Here is a 16,865-nt window from a genome sequence, read left to right as displayed (position 1 = left end):
CTGCGGCCCTCCCCACTGTCTATGCCCGTACTACGGGCGCCTGAGAGGTTCACCCGGCTCCCGGCCGAGCTTGCACCTTCGGCGGGGTCGTCGCGGGGCAGGCCCGCACGACCCTCTTTCCAGAGGCAACTCGCACTCGCGGTCCTTGGTGCCTGAGAGGTTCCGGGGAGGAGTTGCTCCTTCGGCGCCGGTCGGCGTCTCACCGACCGGACTCTCCCGCGAGGCTACAAGCGTCTGCACCTACACTCTATCGTGTCTGAAACGCGCGAGCTGCATCAACCGGTGCGGCGCGCGTCGCGTCGCTGGGACAGCTCGTCCGGTACCACCGTCTCCACCTCGCCACTGTCGGCACGTTCCGCGGGGAACTCGTGGATCGTTCCGGAAATCTCCTGCATTGCCCCGCTCACGGCGATACCGAAGACGCCTTGACCCCCTTGAAGCAGGTCCACGATCTCCTCGGGAGATGTGCACTCATAGACCGTCGTACCGTCCGAGAACAACGTCACGCGTGCGAGATCGCGCACACCGCGCTCGCGGAGATGCTCGACGGCGACCCGGATGTTCTGCAGCGATACACCGGTGTCCAGCAACCTTTTGATCACTTTCAGGACGAGGATGTCCTTGAACGAGTAGAGCCGCTGCGATCCCGAGCCGTGTGCGGTGCGGATACTCGGCCCGACGAGCTTGGTGCGCGCCCAGTAGTCGAGCTGGCGGTAGGTGATGCCAGCGATCTGGCAGGCCGCGGCGCCCCGGTAGCCGACAAGCTCGTCCGGCAGCGACGAGTCCGGGAACAGCTCGCCCTGCTGGCTCTGCGCCACGTAGACGGGCTTCTCCTCGACCACGCATACCTCCCCTCGCCCGGCCCTGAGCAGCCGACGAACATGACCGCCACCCCGAGGTAGAGGCGAGCGGCGCCGAATCACACCCACGCGATCCGCCATGCGGGAGGGCGAATCACACCCACGCGTCACCTGATCATCGACTGAATCACATCGACGCGATTCGTCTACTAAGACACTAAGCGTGCCGAGGGAGCGGGTCAACGCGACGCGCGGTTAACCTCAAGTTCACGTTGAGGCTTGACGTGTGAGTACCGGCGGCGGCCAGGGAACTCACCGGGAAGCGGCGAGGTGTGACGCTCGATACCTCCCGGCAGGCCGGGAGGGGCATCCGGAACGTGCCTCAGGTGTCCGCCCCGCGGAAGTCCTCCGGGGAGACCGAGTCGAGGAACTCCCGGAACTTCTCGACCTCGTCCTCCTGCTCGTCCGGGATGAGCAGGCCCGCCTCATCGAGCACCGTCTCCGCGGCGTGAATGGGTGCGCCTGCGCGGAGCGCGAGCGCGACCGAGTCGCTCGGCCGTGCCGAGACCCGGACATCACCGTGGAACACCAGTTCGGCGAAGAACGTGCCTTCCTTCAGGTCGGTGATCACGACCTGCTCCAGTTCCTTGCCGAGAGCGCCGATGACTTCCTTGAGAAGATCGTGCGTCAGCGGCCGTGCGGGACGCACTCCCTGCTGCTCGAGCGCGATCGCCGTGGCTTCCACTGATCCGATCCAGATCGGCAGGTAGCGCTCGCCCTCGCTCTCCCGCAGCAACAAGATCGGTTGGTTATTGGGCAGTTCGACCCGAACACCCACGACGTGCATCTCGCTCATCGGGCCTCGCCTCCCTGTACAGTGCGCCGGCTGACGCTTCTACCCGGCACTTCCCATATCGCTGCCATCGACGCTACTCGCCATACCGTCACTAGGCACAGCGTAAGCTCCATTTTCTCTCACTTGAAGGGTTCCACGCCGTACGGGGCCGTCCGTGTCCCGTTCGATGCAGAACCGCACGCCCGGCGACGGCGCGACCGCCACCGCCCCCGGCGGGACGTCCGCACGACACGACCCGTCCCCGTCCAGCTAGGTGCCCGTTACGCTCCGGATCCCGGACTTGACCAACAGCGTGTGCAACGTGACAGACAGCGCGGCGAGCTCGCGGACCACCTCGTCCGCCCTCGCCCGCGAGTCGGCGTCCCGCTGACGTGACACCGGCGTCACGATCTGCTCCAGCAGCCCCACCTCGCGATCGGCCGACGCCCGGAAGGCACGCAAGTGTCTCGGCTCGATGCCGTAGGTGGTCATCGACTTGACCGTCCTGGCCACATGCACCGCATCGGCATCGTAGAAACCTGCCGCGCCCGGCGTGATCAACCCGTACCGTTCCAGCTCCGCCAGCATCGCGTCGTCGATCCCTGCCTCGCTGAGCAGCTCCTCCTTGGTCAGCCGGATCTCCCGAGACGCCGCGAAGTCCCCGGCGGTCGGGGCTGCGTAGGAGTCACCGTCCAGCGACGCCAGCTGGCGGGGCAGCCGCGGCATCGGAGTCGACGGCTCCAGCCCCCTGTCGACGGCGTCGAGCTGTTCCCTGATGACCTTCAACGGCAGGTAGTGATCGCGCTGGGCGGAGAGCACGAAGCGCAGGCGCTCCACGTCGGCGCCCGTGAACTGCCGGTACCCGGAGGACGTCCGAGCCGGCTGCACGAGCCCTTCGGATTCGAGGAACCGGATCTTCGAGATCGTGACGTCGGGGAACTCGGGGCGCAGCTGCGCCAGTACGGAACCGATACTCAGACCGTCTCTGGGCCCGTCCCGGGACTGGCCCTCGGCAGCCGTCACTGCTCCCTCCTCCCACTGCTCGAACCGATCACGGATGCACGAGTGTGTCACGTCCGGAGAGCGCTTCTCGCCCCCGTCACCGACCACGCCACAGCGCGAGCACGGCTGTGCTCATGCGCAGGCAGGAGACGCCGAGGTCACGGGGTCCCCTGGCTTCCCTCCGCTGCCGCAGCGGTCAGGAACACCAACCGGAACTTGCCGATCTGAACCTCGTCGCCGCCTGCGAGCACCGCCTGGTCGACCGGCTCCCGGTTGACGTAGGTGCCGTTGAGGCTTCCCACGTCGATCACCACGAACTCGCCGCCCTCGCGGCGGAACTCCGCGTGCCGCCGCGACACGGTCACGTCGTCGAGGAAGATGTCGCTGTCCGGATGGCGTCCCGCGCTCGTGGTGTCCCTGTCGAGCAGGAAGCGGGAGCCCGCGTTCGGGCCGCGCTTGACGACCAGCAGGGCCGAGCCCGCCGGCAGAGCCTCCACTCCCGCGGCAGACGCCTCGTCCTGGGCGGGTTGTTCCTGCCCCTCGGCTTCGGAAAGAAAGTCAGCCCGGAAGACCGAGGTCCTCTCCGGAGACTGCTCCGGGGGAACGCCGGGCTCGTCGTTCGTGCTCACCTGAGGTCTCCTTACGCGCTGTGGGCTTGATCGACTATCGGGCTACGCGTCACCGCGAGGGGCCGTCAACCGGCTGTTCGCCCTGCTCCACCAGCTCCCGGGCATCGTGCCGGCTGCTCGTGTTCGCTGGATGGTGATCAGCCCTCCCACTGAACCGCTGCCTGGATGATTGTGTTCCTGCCAACGTACCGTGTCGGTACCGGCCTCGTGACCGAGACTCCCGGATCTCCTGGGTCCGGGCCGGCACCGCACGCGGCGGCGCGACGAGAGTTAATCGGAGATCAACCTCGTGTACGCCTCGGCGTTGAGCAGGCCCGCCGTGCTCGAGGCGTCCGCAGGGGTGATCTCGATGAGCCAGCCCGAGCCGTAGGGGTCGTCATTGATCAGATCGGGTGACTCCGAGACCGCTTCATTGATCGCGGCGACCTGACCTGCCATAGGCGCGAACAGTTCCGAGACGCTCTTGGTCGACTCGACCTCACCGAAGACCTCGCCCACGCTCAGTTCCTTGCCGACCTCGGGCAGGTCCACGAAGACGACGTCACCGAGCTGGTCCTGGGCGTACTCGGTGATCCCGATGCGCACGTTGCCTGTATCCCGCGCGTCGACCCACTCGTGCTCTTCGGTGTAGTGCAGTTCCTCAGGAACGGACACGTCACGTTCCCCTTTCTCCTCGTTCGTTCGGCCTGTGCAGCGGCGCTAGTTTCCCACCTACGCCGATCGCGCCGCACGGCGACTCCCCTGCACCGCGCGGAATGTCTGGAGCACGTACAACACACCGGACCAGACGTACAGCACTCCGCCCCAGATCATGAGCGCATAAGCTACCGGGCGGGCGAGCTCGACGATCGCCGATTCCCCCTGGATGAGCAAGAGTAGCGGGAAGGCGTACATCAGCACGAAGGTCGCGCCTTTGCCAATGTAGCTCACCTCCGGCAGCCGGAACCCACGGCTCCGGATGATCAGCAACGAGCCCGCGAGCAAGACCTCACGGCTGACCAGGACCACGATGACCCACCAGGGAAGGATGTCCCGATACAGGAAGGCGAACAGCGTCATCAGGATGTAGAGACGGTCGGCGGCCGGGTCGAGAATCTCGCCGAGCTTGCTCATCTGGTTGAGCCATCGGGCGAGCTTGCCGTCCAGCCAGTCGCTGAACCCCGCGAAGACCAGGACCACGATCGCGAGCTCGTCGTAGCGTGGGCCGAGCAGCAACCACAGGAACACCGGCACCAACGCCAGGCGCACGACCGACAACGCATTGGGGACGGTGAACATCTGCCGGACCAGGGTCAACTCCTGCCGACCCGAACTGAAAGGCGTGCTCACCTGATCACAATACGATCGCCCGCCGACGCGGGAGAATAGCCACCGGTGTGACTTCGCCCGCTTACTCGTGCCTGCCCCCTCGCACCGGGCGGCTGCTCATCCCCCATCATCTCTGACCTCCCACAATGCGCCTCTGCCCCGTTGTACTCATCACTCGCCGGTGAACTCGGGTTCGCGCCGCTCCATGAACGCCTGCACGGCCTCGCTGAGATCCTTGCTCGGCAGGAACGCCGCATTCCACGTCGACACGTAGCGCTGGCCCGCCTCGACCTGATCCTGCGTGTTGACCCCGAGCACCTCCTTGGCTCCCTGCACGGCCAGGGGCGGGTTGGCAGCGATCTCGGCGGCCAGCTCCCGTGCCGCGGCCTGCATCGACTCGGGGTCCGGATAGACATCGTTGACAAGCCCGATCCGCTCGGCCCGCGCGGCATCGATGTCGCGGCCGGTGAAGGCGAGCTCGCGCGCGTGCCCCTCTCCCACGATCGTGCCCAATCGTTGCAGGGTGCCCAGGTCTGCCACGATGGCCATCTTCACCTCGCGCACGCTGAACTTCGCGTCGGCACTGGCCAGACGGATGTCGGCCGCGGTGATCACGTCGATGCCTCCCCCGATGCACCAGCCGGCCACCGCGGCGACGACCGGCTTGCGGGTCCGTGCGATCGAGTTGACCGCATCCTGCAGCCGCCTGATCTCGTCCAGGAAGGCCGTACGGGGCGCGGCCAGCGCATCCCCACCGAGGTACTCGGACCATTGCGGCAGCATCGCCTGCAGGTCGAGTCCATAGGAGAAGTGCTCGCCGCCTCCGGTCAGTACGATCGCCCTGACCTCGGGGTCGGCGTCGGCGGCGCGGAAGACCCGCGGTAGCTCGTTCCAGAAGTCCGGCCCCATCGCGTTGCCCTTACCGGGCCCCAGCAGGGTGACCTCGGCCACATGCCCCGTACGCTCCACCCGCAGAGACGCGAGCTCGTCCAGATTGTCGATCATGCGGACCATCCTCGCGCATCGGGCACCGCCCTGACCAATCGTCAACACGTGTATGCCCCGGAGGGCCATGCGCAGGTCGGTGTACGGGGCCTGCCGAAGGGAGTTCGCGGGCGCCGGCTGGAGGTGACGGGCGACGCTCGGCGACACGTGCGTGGAGCACCGGCCCGACACGTGAATGAGGGGCGCGGAAAGCCCGTACCATGCGGTAGTACCGCTACCACCATCGTGTTCGAGCGCGGGCTCGCGCACGGCCCCGCCGCGGGAGTGACCCGGCGGTTCCTGCAGGCCGGCCCCGTGCCGGACCCGTCCCGTTAGCCGAGTGGAGCCGCGATCATGAATCTACCGGTGGACGAACTCACCGCGGGGCCGTCGCTGGGCGCCGCCCGCCCGCAGCCTCCGGCGCCGCCTCGTTTCGAGCTGGCAGGCTCGTTCCACCATGACGGTTTCCGGCTGGCCTACACGGAGTACGGCGACGGTGACGCTCTCGTCGTGCTGACGCACGGCCTGCTGATGACCCGCAGGATGCACCGGCCGCTCGCACGCAGTCTCGCGGACCGGGGTTTCCGGGTCGTCACGCTCGACCTTCTCGGGCACGGCGAGTCCGACCGCCCGTCGGAGTCGTGGCGCTACTCGATGACCGCGTGCGCCAGCCAGGTACTCGCCTTGCTCGACCACCTCGGCGCGGACAAGGCCGTTGTCGGTGGCACATCCCTCGGCGCGAACGTCGCTCTGGAGGTCGCCGTGCGCGCCCCGAACCGCCTGCACGGCCTGCTCGTGGAGATGCCCGTGCTGGACAACGCGGTGTTCGCGGGCTTGCTCGCCTTCCCACCCCTGCTGTTCGCCGCGCGGTTCACTCCACCGGTGATCAGCGGTGTCGCCACGCTGACGAGGTTGATACCGCAACGCAACCAATGGATGGCCGTGCTCGCCGAGACCCTGCGGCAGGAGCCTGCCCCCATGGCGGCCGTGCTGCACGGGATCCTGTTCGGGCGGATCGCTCCGCCACGCTCACTGCGCCAGGAGATCACCACCCCGGCACTGGTCATCGGGCACTCCAACGACCCGGTCCACCCGTTCGGCGACGCGGACACGCTCGCGAACGACATGCCGGAGGCCGAGTTCGTCCGCGCGCGTAGCCCCGTGGAGCTCCGCTTCGACCCCGCTCGGCTGACCGAGGCGATCGGGGACTTCCTCGCCGACCGCTACTCGGCCGCCGGGTTCCGCATCCCCGCGTAGAGGCCCGCGACCGGACCGATCACGATCACGGCAGGCGGGCGTATGCCTTCCGAGGCCACGTCGTCGGCGACGGTCTCGAGAGTGCTGTGCAGCACCCGTTCCCGGCGCGTGCTGCCCTCCTGGATCACCGCGACCGGGGTATCGCCCGGGCGACCGCCGCCGCGCAGCGTATCGGCGAACTGCCGGATGCGTTCCACGCCCATCATCAGCACGATCGTGCCGCGTAGCTTGGCGAGCGCGTCCCAGTCGGTGAGCGACTGTTCGTCTCCCGGCGGTACGTGACCGGAGACGACCACGACCTCGTGCGCGACGCCCCGGTGGGTCACGGGCACGTCGCCGAGCGCGGGTGCGGAGAAGGCGCTGGTGATGCCCGGAACCACCGACACGGGGACACCGGCCTCGGCACACGCGAGCGCCTCCTCGAACCCGCGCCCGAACACGTACGGGTCGCCGCCTTTGAGCCGCACGACCGACTTGCCCTCCTTGGCGCGCTCGATCAGCGTGGAGTTGATCACCTCCTGGCTCGCCGCCCGGCCATAGGGGATCTTGGCGGCGTCCACCACCTCGACGTGCGCGGGCAGCTCGTCGAGCAGCTCGCGCGGGGCGAGCCGGTCGGCGACGACCACGTCCGCTCGTGCGAGCAGCTTGCGGCCTGCCACCGTGATCAGCTCCGGGTCCCCCGGTCCGCCTCCGACCAGCGTGACCGAGCCGTACCCACCCGCGCCTGCGGGTGTGGCCCCGTCTGCGACCCTGCCGTCGCGCAGCGCCTCGATCAGACCGTCGCGTACCGCTGCCGAGCGCAGCGGGTCACCGCCGGAGAGCACCCCGACAAGTACGCCACCGTGCACCCCGCTTGCGGGGGTGACAGCGCTACCCTCCTCCCCCGCGTCGGCGCGAACACAGAACACCCGTGCCCGCTCGGCATCGGCGCACACCGCGGCGTTCACATCGGGATCGTCCGTGCACGCCAGCGCGTACCAGGCGTCATCGAGGTCACCGCGCGTATAGGCGCGGCGGTGCCAGACGAGCTCGCTCTCGTCGGCCAGCGCGCTCACGGCGGGTGTCGTGTGGGGTGAGATCAGTTCCACGTGGGCGCCGGCACCGATCAAGCGGGGAAGGCGCCGCTGCGCGACCGTACCGCCGCCCACCACGACCACGCGACGTCCGGCCAGGTCCAGGCCAACCAGGTAGTGCTGCTCTGCCATGCGTACAAGCATGCAGGGTGATCCAGTGCACCGCGCCGCCAGGGTGTTCGGCGGGCCCGCTGACCCGGCCCTCCGCCAAAACCGGCATCTCGGACGATCCGCCGTCGTCCGTGGCCGCGGTCCGTTGCCGCGGTCTTTGGTCGCGCTCGCCGGGATCCCCGCATCGGTGTGGTAGCCGAATGTGACATTTGGTTCTTCTATGGAACGCAATGTCACATTCTGCTCCCACACCAGGGACAGGTGACTAACCCTTCCGGGCTGCCGGGTACGGCAGCAGCGCCATCTCCCTGGCGTTCTTGATCGCCGCAGCTACCTGCTTCTGCTGCTGTGGCGTCAACCCGGTGACCCTGCGTGCCCGGATCTTGCCGCGATCGGAGATGAACGTCCGCAGCAGCTCGGTGTCCTTCCAGTCGACACGCGTTACCCCTCGCTCGTTCAGTACGTTGCGCTTGCGCCTGTCCGGCTTGCGTTCCCGCATCGATGTCACCTTTCTCACCAGCTCGACCCGCTCACGCCGGGCCGCTCCCCGCGGTGGGCCATCTCACGCACGCGGATGCGGGAGAGACCGAACGCCCGGAGATGTCCCAGCGGCCGGCCGTCCATCACATCGCGGTCGCGCAACCGCGTCGGGCCGGCATCCCGCGACATCCGCTGTAGCGCCGCCGAGGCTTCGGCTTTCTCCTCCGGGGTGGACCGGGGCGAGACGACCACGGCCTTGAGCCCGGCGTGGCGCGCCGCGTGCCGCGCCACGATCAGTCTGCGCTCGGCGTCCTTGGCGATCGTCGACTTCTTGGTCATCAGCGCTCCTCCCGGAGCTCCACGTGCCGGCGCACCACCGGGTCGTACTTGCGCAACACCAGGCGGTTCGGGTCGTTGCGGCGGTTCTTCCTCGTGACATAGGTGACCCCGGTACCGGCGACGGAGCGCATCCTGACCAGTGGGCGTACGACATCCCGTGCCACTACACCTTCATCCCCCGCGCGACCTTCATCCCCCGCGCGCGAAGCCCGTTCACGACAGCCTCGATACCGCGTTTGTCGATGGTTCGCATGCCCTTGACAGAGACCCGAAGGCGCACCCACCTGCCTTCGCTCGGCAGCCAGAACCTGCGCGACTGGATATTCGGTTCCCAGCGCCGCGATGTGCGCCTGTGCGAGTGCGACACCCGCTTTCCGTACCCGGGACGGCGCCCGGTGACCTGACACACGGCCGACACGACCCCTCCTTTATTGCAATCGACATTCGTTTTCAATTATTCTACATGCCATGCCGGTTGCGGACGAGGGCCGGCATGTCCGTTCGCCGAGCAACGCGTCCCACCATCAACCGGAGTGCGATCAGTGCCTGAACAGCCCCGTACGCCCGTCGTCCTCATCACCGGAATCTCCCCCGCGGCCTCCGTCGACCTAGGCGCCGAGCTGCGCACCGTACCGGGCACCGTGGTGATCCACCACGACCTGCGCAGCATCACCGAAGGCGTGGTGCGGCGCAGGGTCCAGTGCGGTGCGCGCGACGAGCTCACCGCACTGGAGCTCGCGCACGGCTGCGTGTCCTGCACCATGCGCGAGGACCTGCTCCCGCTGCTGTGCACGCTCGCGGGCGACCCCGGGGTCGCCCGGATCGTCGTACGGCTGGACGAGGCGATGGAACCGGAACCGGTCTGCTACGCGATCGCGAACGTACTGGTGAACGGCCGGGCCGCGGGCGATCTCGTCGAGGTGGAAGGCGTACTCGCCACCGTCGACCTGGCATCCTGGTTCGACGACGTCACGGGCGAGGACCTGCTCTGTGACCGGGGCATGCAGGCGAGCCCGGAGGACGAGCGCACTGTCGCGCAGCTCGCTGCCACGCAGGTGGAGTTCGCCGACGTTCTGGTGTGCGCGGGCCAGGCACCGGACACCTGGACGGCTGCCCGGACCGACGCCGTGCTGGACCGGCTCGCACCCGGCGTGCCGCGGCTCCCGCTGGGCGAGGTGCGCGGAACGTCCGCGGTATCCACGGTCCCCGGCGACGCGCGCCGTGGCAGGCTCACCGACATGCACGGCCCCGTACTGCGCGGACAGCCGCCGCTGGAGGTGGACTCCGGGGTCGCTACGGTGCTGTTCACCGACCCGCGGCCGTTCCATCCCGAGCGGTTGCACGAGGCGATCGACGTGCTGCTCGACGGGGTGGTGCGGACAACGGGACGCGCCTGGGTGGCCAGCCGGCCGGACGCGGCGCTGTGGATGGAGTCTGCCGGTGGTGGCATGGGAGTCGGACACGCGGGCGGCTGGATCGCGGGCGAGGACGGCCCCGACTGGGACGACGTCTCGGACGAACGGCGGGCCATGGCCTGGCTGCGCTGGCACCCGCGTTTCGGAGACCGCGCCCAGGAACTCGTGATCACCACGCACCGCACACCCCCGGACGAGATCACCTCCGCACTGACCCGAGCGCTGCTGACAGATGAGGAGATCGCGGCAGGCCCCGCGGTGTGGGCCACATACCCGGACCCGTTCGGCGACTGGCACGAAGACCCCTGCGAGGAGGTCGAGGTACCCGACGGGCACTCGGAGGCAGGCACCGCCAGGAACCAAGAGGAAACCGGGCCGAACCAGTAAGGAGACCAACCGTGAAACCCGGAATACACCCCGACTACCACCCCGTCGTCTTTCAGGACACCTCGACCGGCGACATGTTCGTGACCCGCTCGACGGCGACATCGGAACGCACCATCGAGTGGAGCGACGGCAATACCTACCCGCTCATCGCGGTCGACATCAGTTCCGCGTCGCACCCGTTCTGGACCGGTGCGGGCCGCATCCTCGACACCGCCGGCCAGGTCGAGAAGTTCCGCCGCAGGTACGGCGCGCGCGGCGCCGGGAGGATGTGAGCGATCATGGCGGTTCCCAAGCGCAAGAAGTCCGGATCGAACACCCGCAACCGGCGTTCGACCTGGAGATCGAGCACTCCCGAGCTGGTTCCCATCACAGTGGACGGTGAGCGTAAGCTCGTGCCACGCAGGCTCGTCAGATACTTTCGCACGATTGGCCGGTGACCATGCCCGAAGCCGGTGAGATCTTCCACGCGGCCCACGCCGAGTTCGCCACGTGGTCGCCGCGGCTGTGGCGACCGCTCGGCGAGATCACGGCCGCCATGTCGCGCCCGCAGCCGGGTGAGCGGGTCCTCGACGCCTGCTGCGGATCGGGCGCCTCAGCGCTCCCGGCCGCCCGCGCAGTGGGCCCGGACGGTTCGGTGGACGCGCTCGACCTCGCGGAGAACCTGCTGCGCCAGGGACGGCGGGAAGCCGAGTGGCACGAGCTGGCGCACCTGCGCTTCGTCAACGGCGACGTGACCACCTGGCAACCTTCCGAGCCCTACGACCTGGTCCAGTGCTGCTACGGGGTGTTCTTCTTCCCGGATATGGACGCCGGGTCCCGGCACCTGACATCCCTGCTGCGACCCGGTGGACGGTTCGCGGTGACCACGTGGCTGGAAGGCGGCATGGAGCGGATCGTCCCGCTCGCCAACAACGCGATCGGCGAGGTGCGACCGGACCTCACCGAGTCGTTCACCCGCCCGAACTTCAGCGAGCGGGTCAACACCGTGGGCAAGATCCGGGACTGGATGGGATCCCTCGGTCTCGAGCGGATCACCGTCGAGACGGCGACCTACCGGCAGCCCCTGCACCCGGACGACGCGTGGACGCTGCTGCTCGGCGCTGCCCTGCGCGGCCTGCTCGACCAGCTCTCCCCCGCCGAGCTGTCCGACGCCCGCCGCCACTTCGAGCGCGGGATGCACGGCGCCGGGATGCGCGAGCTCGATGCCAGCTCACTCATCGCCGTCGGCCACACCCCAGGATGATCGCTCCCGCCTCGCTCGCGCAGACGGTCACTCGGCCCAGGCGCGATCGGTCGTGAACGACACCGTGAGCCACAGCTCGTAGTCGAGGTCGCTGAGCTCGTCGGTGATCTCCCGCCGGATCGCGTCGAGCACCTCGACACTGCGGTCCGGGGTGTGCTCACCGACGATGTAGTCCACCTCGACCACCAGCTGGCCATCCACCTTCGTGCTGCGCAGGTAGCTGTCGTCGAAGCCGTGCCGGCGCTGGACCTGCCGGATGCACCGCCGGACCCGCTCGCCCAGCTCTCGCGGTGGGGCCATGAACAGGACCTCGCGGAAGCCGTGCACCAGCAAGCGCAGCGGCATCGCCAGGAACAGCAGGCAGACCAGTGCGACCATCGCCGGGTCGACGTAGGCCGCGAGCCGCTCGTAGCCGGTCCGTTCGAGCACCGCGGCCGCGATGAACCCGGCGAGCACGCCCGCGCTCAACACCGTGTCCATCAGCCACTGGGTGGTCTCCGCGCGGACCAGGTCGGAACGCACCGCGCGCTGCTCGCGGCCGAGGTAGGCGGCCACAACGGCACAGCCCCCGGTCGCGACAGCGGCATAGGCCACGGCCCAGCCCGTGTTGACCTCCCGTCCACCGGTGAGCAGCTCCATCACCGCGACGCTCAGCGCGTAGACGCACAGTGTCCCGATGGCGATGGCCTTGACGATGATCGTCAGCGGCTCCAGCGCGTCACGGCCGAACGGGAAGCGCTTGCTCTGCCCCTTGCGGATGATCCGGAAACTCAGCAGCGACAGCAGGGACAGCAACACACTGATCAGCGAGTAGAGACCGTCGAAGACGATCATCTGGGACCGTACGGCCAGGCCCCACCCGATCGCCAGAACGGCCCAGAACAGCCCTGCCCACACCGACAGCAGGATCAACCGGCCTGCCGAGCTACCCGTGCGACTCATCGTCGATCACTCTAGCCGCGCCCGGGAGGAGCCGAAGGGCGCCTCGGGTGCAGTAGAGGTATCGAAGTAGTCCTTCGGCTCCGCGTCCCCGCCTCGCCGTCAGGAGACGATCTCGGCGGCCTTGCGCAGGAGCGAGGCGTCGCCGCGCAGCAGCAGGGAGGTCACCACCGTCTCGCGCCAGGCTTGCAGCTCGTCGCGGATCTTAGCCGGTGGGCCGATCAGCGCGATGTCCTCGACGAGCTTGGTCGGGATCGCCGCGGCGGCGTCCTTCTTGTGGCCTGCGAGGTACAGCTCCTGCACCTTGGTCGCGGTTTCCTCGTACCCCAGCCGCGCGAAGACGTCCCGGTGGAAGTTCATCTGCTTGGCGCCCATACCGCCGATGTAGAGGGCGAGCGAGGGGCGGATGAGGTCCGCGCACTGTTCGACGTCGTCGTCCACGATCAGCGGGACCGAGGCGGGGACCTCGAAGTCCTCCCAGCCACGCCGCGCACCCGGCCTGGCGAAGCCCTCCGCGAGCGCATCGCGGTAGAACTCGTTGCTGCGCGGCGAGAAGAACATGGGCAGCCACCCGTCGGCGATCTCGGCGGACAGCGCGACGTTCTTCGGCCCCTCGGCAGCCAGGTAGATCGGCAGCTCGGCACGCAACGGGTGCACGGTCGGCTTCAGGGGTTTACCGAGCCCTGCCCCACCCCGGTACGGAAGCTGGAAGAAGTCGCCGTCGTAGGTGACCGGAGCCTCCCTGGCGAACACCTGCCGCACGATGTCGATGTACTCGCGCGTGCGAGCCAGCGGGCGCGGGTACGGCCGGCCGTACCAGCCCTCCACGACCTGCGGCCCGGAGGCGCCGAGGCCGAGCACGAACCGCCCTCCGGACAGGTGGTCCAGGCTCAGCGCGCTCATCGCCGTCGCCGTCGGTGTGCGCGCCGACATCTGCACGATGTTGGTTCCGAGCCGCACCGTCGAGGTCGACGACCCCCACCATGCCAGCGGCGTGAACGCGTCCGAGCCGTACGCCTCGGCGGTCCACACCGAGTCGAAGCCGAGCCTCTCGGCTTCCAGGATCGTCTCCAATGCCCCGTGCGGCGGACCTGAGGACCAGTACCCGATGTGGTAGCCGAGTTTCATCGCACCTCGCTCACGTGACGTCTCCGGCGGATACGGGCCATCATCGCCCGTCGTGGGCCGAGACGCACCCCCACACAACGTGAAACACGTTACAAAAGGCGCCGGACGAGCCGCGACGGCCCGCGTGAGGCAGGCTCCACAGGCGGGGAGTAGTGCTTCGGGCTGTCCCGCTCGGCACGGGGCGGCAGGTTGCGGTAAGGAGTCTCCACCGTCCCGGTACCCGTCTGTGCGCGCCGTGCCCGTCGCCACGCCGCCCTCGCGCGCGGGTGGTACCGCCACTCGAACGGGACCAGCTTCCAGCAGGCGCTGGTCACCGCGCCGACAATCCGGAAAGCCACCTCGTCACCGCGACCCCACCGGTAACCCAGCCGCTCACGCACCGCGGGGTGGTACAGGCCCACCGTGAGCCAGGTGAACCCGCGTGCCACCGGCAGGCGCAGCACCCGCCACAACCGTTCGGGCAACCACCACAACGCGGGCGGCCTGCTCAGCTCACCGAGGTCCAGCACGTCGCGGGTGGCGTTGTTGACCTCGAGCACGCTCGTGCACATGTGCTCCCAGTAGCGCCGGAACTCGTCCCAGTCGGCAGGCACGGGACGCATGCTCATGCCGTACAGCCCGTACCACCGCACGCTCTCCTCGTACAGCGTGCGCTTGGCCTCCTCCGACAGCCCCTCCCCCAGCCGGTCCTGGAACACGATCATGCCCATGAAAAAGGTGGCGTGTGCCCAGTAGTACGTCTCCGGGGTGAGCGCATGGTACTGCCGGCCGTGCCGATCGACGCCGCTCACCTCCGTGTGATAACCGCGGACCTCCCGGGCGGTGGTCGCGGCCCGATCGCCGTCGTAGACCACGCCGTAGATCGGATACAGCGAGCGGAACAACCGCGCGAACCGTTCGGTGAAGAACTGCGAGTGCTCCTCGACGCCCGCGCCGAGCTGCGGATGCATGTTCTGCATCGAGCCCGCCCACAGCGCGAGCAGGATGCCGCGCCAGTCGCCGAAGTAGCGCCAGGTCAGCGACTCGGGACCGAGTGGCTCGGGTGCTGCGCGTTGCGCACCCCCGTCCTCGCGCCCGTGTGCACCGGCGGGGGCGTCGTGCTGCGCCATCGTGACCTCATCCCTACTACACAGAAACTGACTACGGTCGTTGTCAGGTTAGGATCGGCACCGCACGCGGTCAAGAGAGGAGACCTCACATGCCAACGGCCGGCGACGCCGCGCAACGGACATGGGCAGGCACCACGCTCGCCGACCGCCGTGCCGCCCGCAGGCAGCAACTGCTCGACGCCGGCCTCGAGCTGCTCGGCACGGACGGCACGGGCGCGGTGTCCGTACGCGCGGTGTGCCGCACGGCTCGCCTGACCGAGCGTTACTTCTACGAGAACTTCACCGACAGGGACGCACTGCTGGTCGCGGTGTACGAACACGTCGCGCGGCAGGCGCACCACGCACTCGTCGACGCGGTGCACGGCGCGCGGCCCGACGTGGACGCGCGGGCTCGCGCCGCGGTCTCGGCCTTCGTCGAGCTGATCCTGGATGACCCGCGCAAGGGAACCGTCCTCCTGCTGGCGCCGCAGACCGATCCCGTGCTCGGCAAGCGCGGTAACGAGCTCCTGCCGACCTTCGCCGACCTCGTCCGCGAGCACCTGCCCTCCGGAACCGATCCCGCCGAACGCAAGATGACCGCGCTCGGTCTCGTGGGCGCGCTGGCGAACCTGTTCATCGCGTATCTCGCAGGATCCCTCGACGTGGCCCGCGACCACCTCGTCGAGCACTGCGTGCGCCTCGTCCTGAACGCGGCATCCCGCTACCCGACCGCCCCGGAGCGTTGACACCGGGCCCACCGGCGGCGTCGGTGATCAACGCACCGCGCGTCCTCCCCGGCGGGCTCACAGGTCCACGACGACCCGCCCGGTCGCGCGGGAGACGCAGATCATCATGGTGTTCTCCCGCTCGGGCTCCGGCAGCACCCTGTCGCGGTGCTCGACCGTGCCGGAGATCAGGCCGACGGCGCAGGTCCCGCAGTGCCCCTGGCGGCAGGAGTACGCCACGTCCGGCACGGCCTCCCGCACCACGTCCAGGGCGCTGTGGTCTGCGGGCACCGGCAGGACCCGGCCGCTGCGGGCGAGCTCGATCTCGAACGGCGCGCCGTCGGAAATGGGCGGCGGGCCGAACCGCTCGAAATGCAGCGAACGGACCCGGCTGGCAGGACGGTCCACGCGCAGGCTCGTGATCATCGGCGTAGGGCCGCAGCAGTAGGCCGCGGCACCCTCCGGCGCGCGCTCCAGCAGCTCCGCTCCGGATGCCGGGATGCCGTACTCGGTGTCCGGCCTGATCCACACCCGCCGAGGATCGATCCGGGTCAGCTCGTCGATGAACGGCATCGAGGCGGTGGTGCGGCCGGTGTAGACGAGCTGCCAGTCGGCTCCCCGCGCTGCCGCGGCACGCACCATCGGCAGGATCGGGGTGATCCCGATACCGCCCGCGACGAACAGGTAGGAACGCGCGGGCGCCAGGGGGAACGCGTTACGCGGCCCCCGCACGGTGACCCGGGAGCCGGGCCGCAACTCCTCGTGCACCTCCCCGGACCCGGTACCGCCCGGCAGGCGACGCACGGCGATCCGGTACGCCCGCGTGTCGGCCGTGTCGCCGCACAGGGAGTACTGCCGCACGCACCCGGAGGGCAGCACCACATCCAGGTGTGCGCCGGGCCGCCAGGCGGGCAGCGTGGCGCCGTCCGGTGCCGTCAGGCGCAGGCTCACCACGTCTTCGGCCTCGGTACGCATCCGGTCCACGACCAGCTCACGGTCCCGCGAGACGGGGGTCACCGGCCTGCGGCGCCTCCCGCTGTACGCGCTGATCCGCTGGTACACGGACACGACCGCCTCGAGCGAGGACATCAGGCGATCGCGCCTCGGCCGTCCCCGCAGGTC

The 16,865-nt window shown here is 69.0% G+C and carries 22 protein-coding genes and 2 riboswitches; of the genes, 6 read left to right on the top strand and 16 right to left on the bottom strand.

Annotation, left to right across the window (positions count from 1 at the left end; translation table 11 throughout):
• Positions 1–15: 15 nt before the first annotated feature.
• A riboswitch (glycine riboswitch) is annotated at positions 16–129 on the bottom strand.
• Positions 130–229: riboswitch (glycine riboswitch) on the bottom strand.
• A 46-nt stretch (positions 230–275) separates the two neighbouring features.
• The 7 genes from CHB84_RS10640 to CHB84_RS10610 form a co-directional block, all read right to left on the bottom strand.
• Positions 276–842: a MerR family transcriptional regulator gene (locus CHB84_RS10640; RefSeq protein WP_089301383.1), complete on the bottom strand. Its 567-nt coding sequence runs from the start codon at positions 840–842 to the stop codon at positions 276–278.
• A gap of 340 nt (positions 843–1,182) precedes the next feature.
• Positions 1,183–1,656: a bifunctional nuclease family protein gene (locus CHB84_RS10635; RefSeq protein WP_089301382.1), complete on the bottom strand. Its 474-nt coding sequence runs from the start codon at positions 1,654–1,656 to the stop codon at positions 1,183–1,185.
• A gap of 249 nt (positions 1,657–1,905) precedes the next feature.
• On the bottom strand, positions 1,906–2,613 hold the full coding sequence (ftsR, locus tag CHB84_RS10630) for a transcriptional regulator FtsR (protein WP_425432298.1): 708 nt from the start codon (positions 2,611–2,613) through the stop codon (positions 1,906–1,908).
• A gap of 182 nt (positions 2,614–2,795) precedes the next feature.
• Complete coding sequence (gene garA / locus CHB84_RS10625) at positions 2,796–3,266, bottom strand: glycogen accumulation regulator GarA (protein ID WP_089301381.1); 471 nt, start codon at positions 3,264–3,266, stop codon at positions 2,796–2,798.
• A gap of 270 nt (positions 3,267–3,536) precedes the next feature.
• On the bottom strand, positions 3,537–3,920 hold the full coding sequence (gene gcvH / locus CHB84_RS10620) for a glycine cleavage system protein GcvH (RefSeq protein ID WP_089301380.1): 384 nt from the start codon (positions 3,918–3,920) through the stop codon (positions 3,537–3,539).
• Between the two features lie 57 nt (positions 3,921–3,977).
• Entirely contained in the window at positions 3,978–4,544 is a 567-nt protein-coding gene (gene clsA / locus CHB84_RS10615; RefSeq protein WP_089301379.1) for a cardiolipin synthase ClsA, read from the bottom strand.
• 201 nt (positions 4,545–4,745) lie between these two features.
• Positions 4,746–5,579, bottom strand: coding sequence for a crotonase/enoyl-CoA hydratase family protein (locus CHB84_RS10610; protein WP_425432296.1), 834 nt, complete (start codon positions 5,577–5,579; stop codon positions 4,746–4,748).
• A 333-nt stretch (positions 5,580–5,912) separates the two neighbouring features.
• Here CHB84_RS10610 and CHB84_RS10605 point away from each other — a divergent pair, with 333 nt between their 5' ends.
• Complete coding sequence (locus CHB84_RS10605; RefSeq protein WP_089301377.1) at positions 5,913–6,815, top strand: alpha/beta fold hydrolase; 903 nt, start codon at positions 5,913–5,915, stop codon at positions 6,813–6,815.
• Here CHB84_RS10605 and cobA read toward each other — a convergent pair.
• The 5 genes from cobA to rpmB form a co-directional block, all read right to left on the bottom strand.
• Positions 6,782–8,020 (bottom strand): uroporphyrinogen-III C-methyltransferase, encoded by a 1,239-nt coding sequence (gene cobA / locus CHB84_RS10600; RefSeq protein WP_089301376.1) that lies wholly within the window; start codon positions 8,018–8,020, stop codon positions 6,782–6,784. The genes CHB84_RS10605 and cobA overlap by 34 nt on opposite strands.
• A 244-nt stretch (positions 8,021–8,264) precedes the next feature.
• On the bottom strand, positions 8,265–8,498 hold the full coding sequence (gene rpsR / locus CHB84_RS10595; RefSeq protein ID WP_089301375.1) for a 30S ribosomal protein S18: 234 nt from the start codon (positions 8,496–8,498) through the stop codon (positions 8,265–8,267).
• A 14-nt stretch (positions 8,499–8,512) separates the two neighbouring features.
• A complete protein-coding gene (gene rpsN, locus CHB84_RS10590; RefSeq protein WP_089301374.1) occupies positions 8,513–8,818 on the bottom strand; it encodes a 30S ribosomal protein S14 in 306 nt (101 codons plus the stop codon).
• A complete protein-coding gene (gene rpmG, locus CHB84_RS10585; RefSeq protein ID WP_089301373.1) occupies positions 8,818–8,982 on the bottom strand; it encodes a 50S ribosomal protein L33 in 165 nt (54 codons plus the stop codon). Before rpmG ends, rpsN begins: the two co-directional genes overlap by 1 nt.
• Positions 8,982–9,236: a 50S ribosomal protein L28 gene (gene rpmB / locus CHB84_RS10580; protein WP_089301372.1), complete on the bottom strand. Its 255-nt coding sequence runs from the start codon at positions 9,234–9,236 to the stop codon at positions 8,982–8,984. The genes rpmG and rpmB overlap by 1 nt, the downstream gene beginning before the upstream one ends.
• A gap of 124 nt (positions 9,237–9,360) precedes the next feature.
• Here rpmB and mrf point away from each other — a divergent pair, with 124 nt between their 5' ends.
• The 4 genes from mrf to CHB84_RS10560 are packed head-to-tail and all read left to right on the top strand — an operon-like array spanning position 9,361 to position 11,863.
• Positions 9,361–10,620, top strand: coding sequence for a ribosome hibernation factor-recruiting GTPase MRF (gene mrf, locus CHB84_RS10575; RefSeq protein WP_089301371.1), 1,260 nt, complete (start codon positions 9,361–9,363; stop codon positions 10,618–10,620).
• An 11-nt stretch (positions 10,621–10,631) separates the two neighbouring features.
• Entirely contained in the window at positions 10,632–10,892 is a 261-nt protein-coding gene (locus tag CHB84_RS10570; protein ID WP_089301370.1) for a type B 50S ribosomal protein L31, read from the top strand.
• 6 nt (positions 10,893–10,898) lie between these two features.
• Positions 10,899–11,057, top strand: a complete 159-nt coding sequence (rpmF, locus tag CHB84_RS10565; protein WP_089301369.1) for a 50S ribosomal protein L32 — start codon at positions 10,899–10,901, stop codon at positions 11,055–11,057.
• A 2-nt stretch (positions 11,058–11,059) separates the two neighbouring features.
• Entirely contained in the window at positions 11,060–11,863 is an 804-nt protein-coding gene (locus tag CHB84_RS10560; protein ID WP_089301439.1) for a class I SAM-dependent methyltransferase, read from the top strand.
• A gap of 27 nt (positions 11,864–11,890) precedes the next feature.
• Here CHB84_RS10560 and CHB84_RS10555 read toward each other — a convergent pair whose 3' ends face one another.
• From CHB84_RS10555 to CHB84_RS10545, 3 genes are all read right to left on the bottom strand, one after another.
• Positions 11,891–12,805, bottom strand: coding sequence for a cation diffusion facilitator family transporter (locus tag CHB84_RS10555; RefSeq protein WP_089301368.1), 915 nt, complete (start codon positions 12,803–12,805; stop codon positions 11,891–11,893).
• A 99-nt stretch (positions 12,806–12,904) separates the two neighbouring features.
• The gene (locus CHB84_RS10550; RefSeq protein WP_089301367.1) at positions 12,905–13,930 is read right to left on the bottom strand and encodes an LLM class F420-dependent oxidoreductase; all 1,026 of its coding nucleotides are present in this window, start codon (positions 13,928–13,930) and stop codon (positions 12,905–12,907) included.
• Positions 13,931–14,019: 89 nt separating this feature from the next.
• The gene (locus CHB84_RS10545; RefSeq protein ID WP_089301366.1) at positions 14,020–15,039 is read right to left on the bottom strand and encodes an oxygenase MpaB family protein; all 1,020 of its coding nucleotides are present in this window, start codon (positions 15,037–15,039) and stop codon (positions 14,020–14,022) included.
• An 89-nt stretch (positions 15,040–15,128) separates the two neighbouring features.
• Here CHB84_RS10545 and CHB84_RS10540 point away from each other — a divergent pair, with 89 nt between their 5' ends.
• Entirely contained in the window at positions 15,129–15,764 is a 636-nt protein-coding gene (locus tag CHB84_RS10540) for a TetR/AcrR family transcriptional regulator (protein WP_089301365.1), read from the top strand.
• Positions 15,765–15,821: 57 nt separating this feature from the next.
• On the opposite strand, the gene CHB84_RS10535 is transcribed toward CHB84_RS10540, so the two are convergent.
• Entirely contained in the window at positions 15,822–16,832 is a 1,011-nt protein-coding gene (locus CHB84_RS10535) for a PDR/VanB family oxidoreductase (protein WP_245818668.1), read from the bottom strand.
• Between the last annotated feature and the right edge of the window lie 33 nt (positions 16,833–16,865).

Source organism: Haloechinothrix alba (assembly GCF_900188115.1).
Taxonomy (GTDB): Bacteria; Actinomycetota; Actinomycetes; order Mycobacteriales; family Pseudonocardiaceae; genus Haloechinothrix; species Haloechinothrix alba.
The sequence above is the reverse complement of the archived record's forward strand: the minus strand, read 5'-3'. Positions and strand labels throughout refer to the sequence as shown.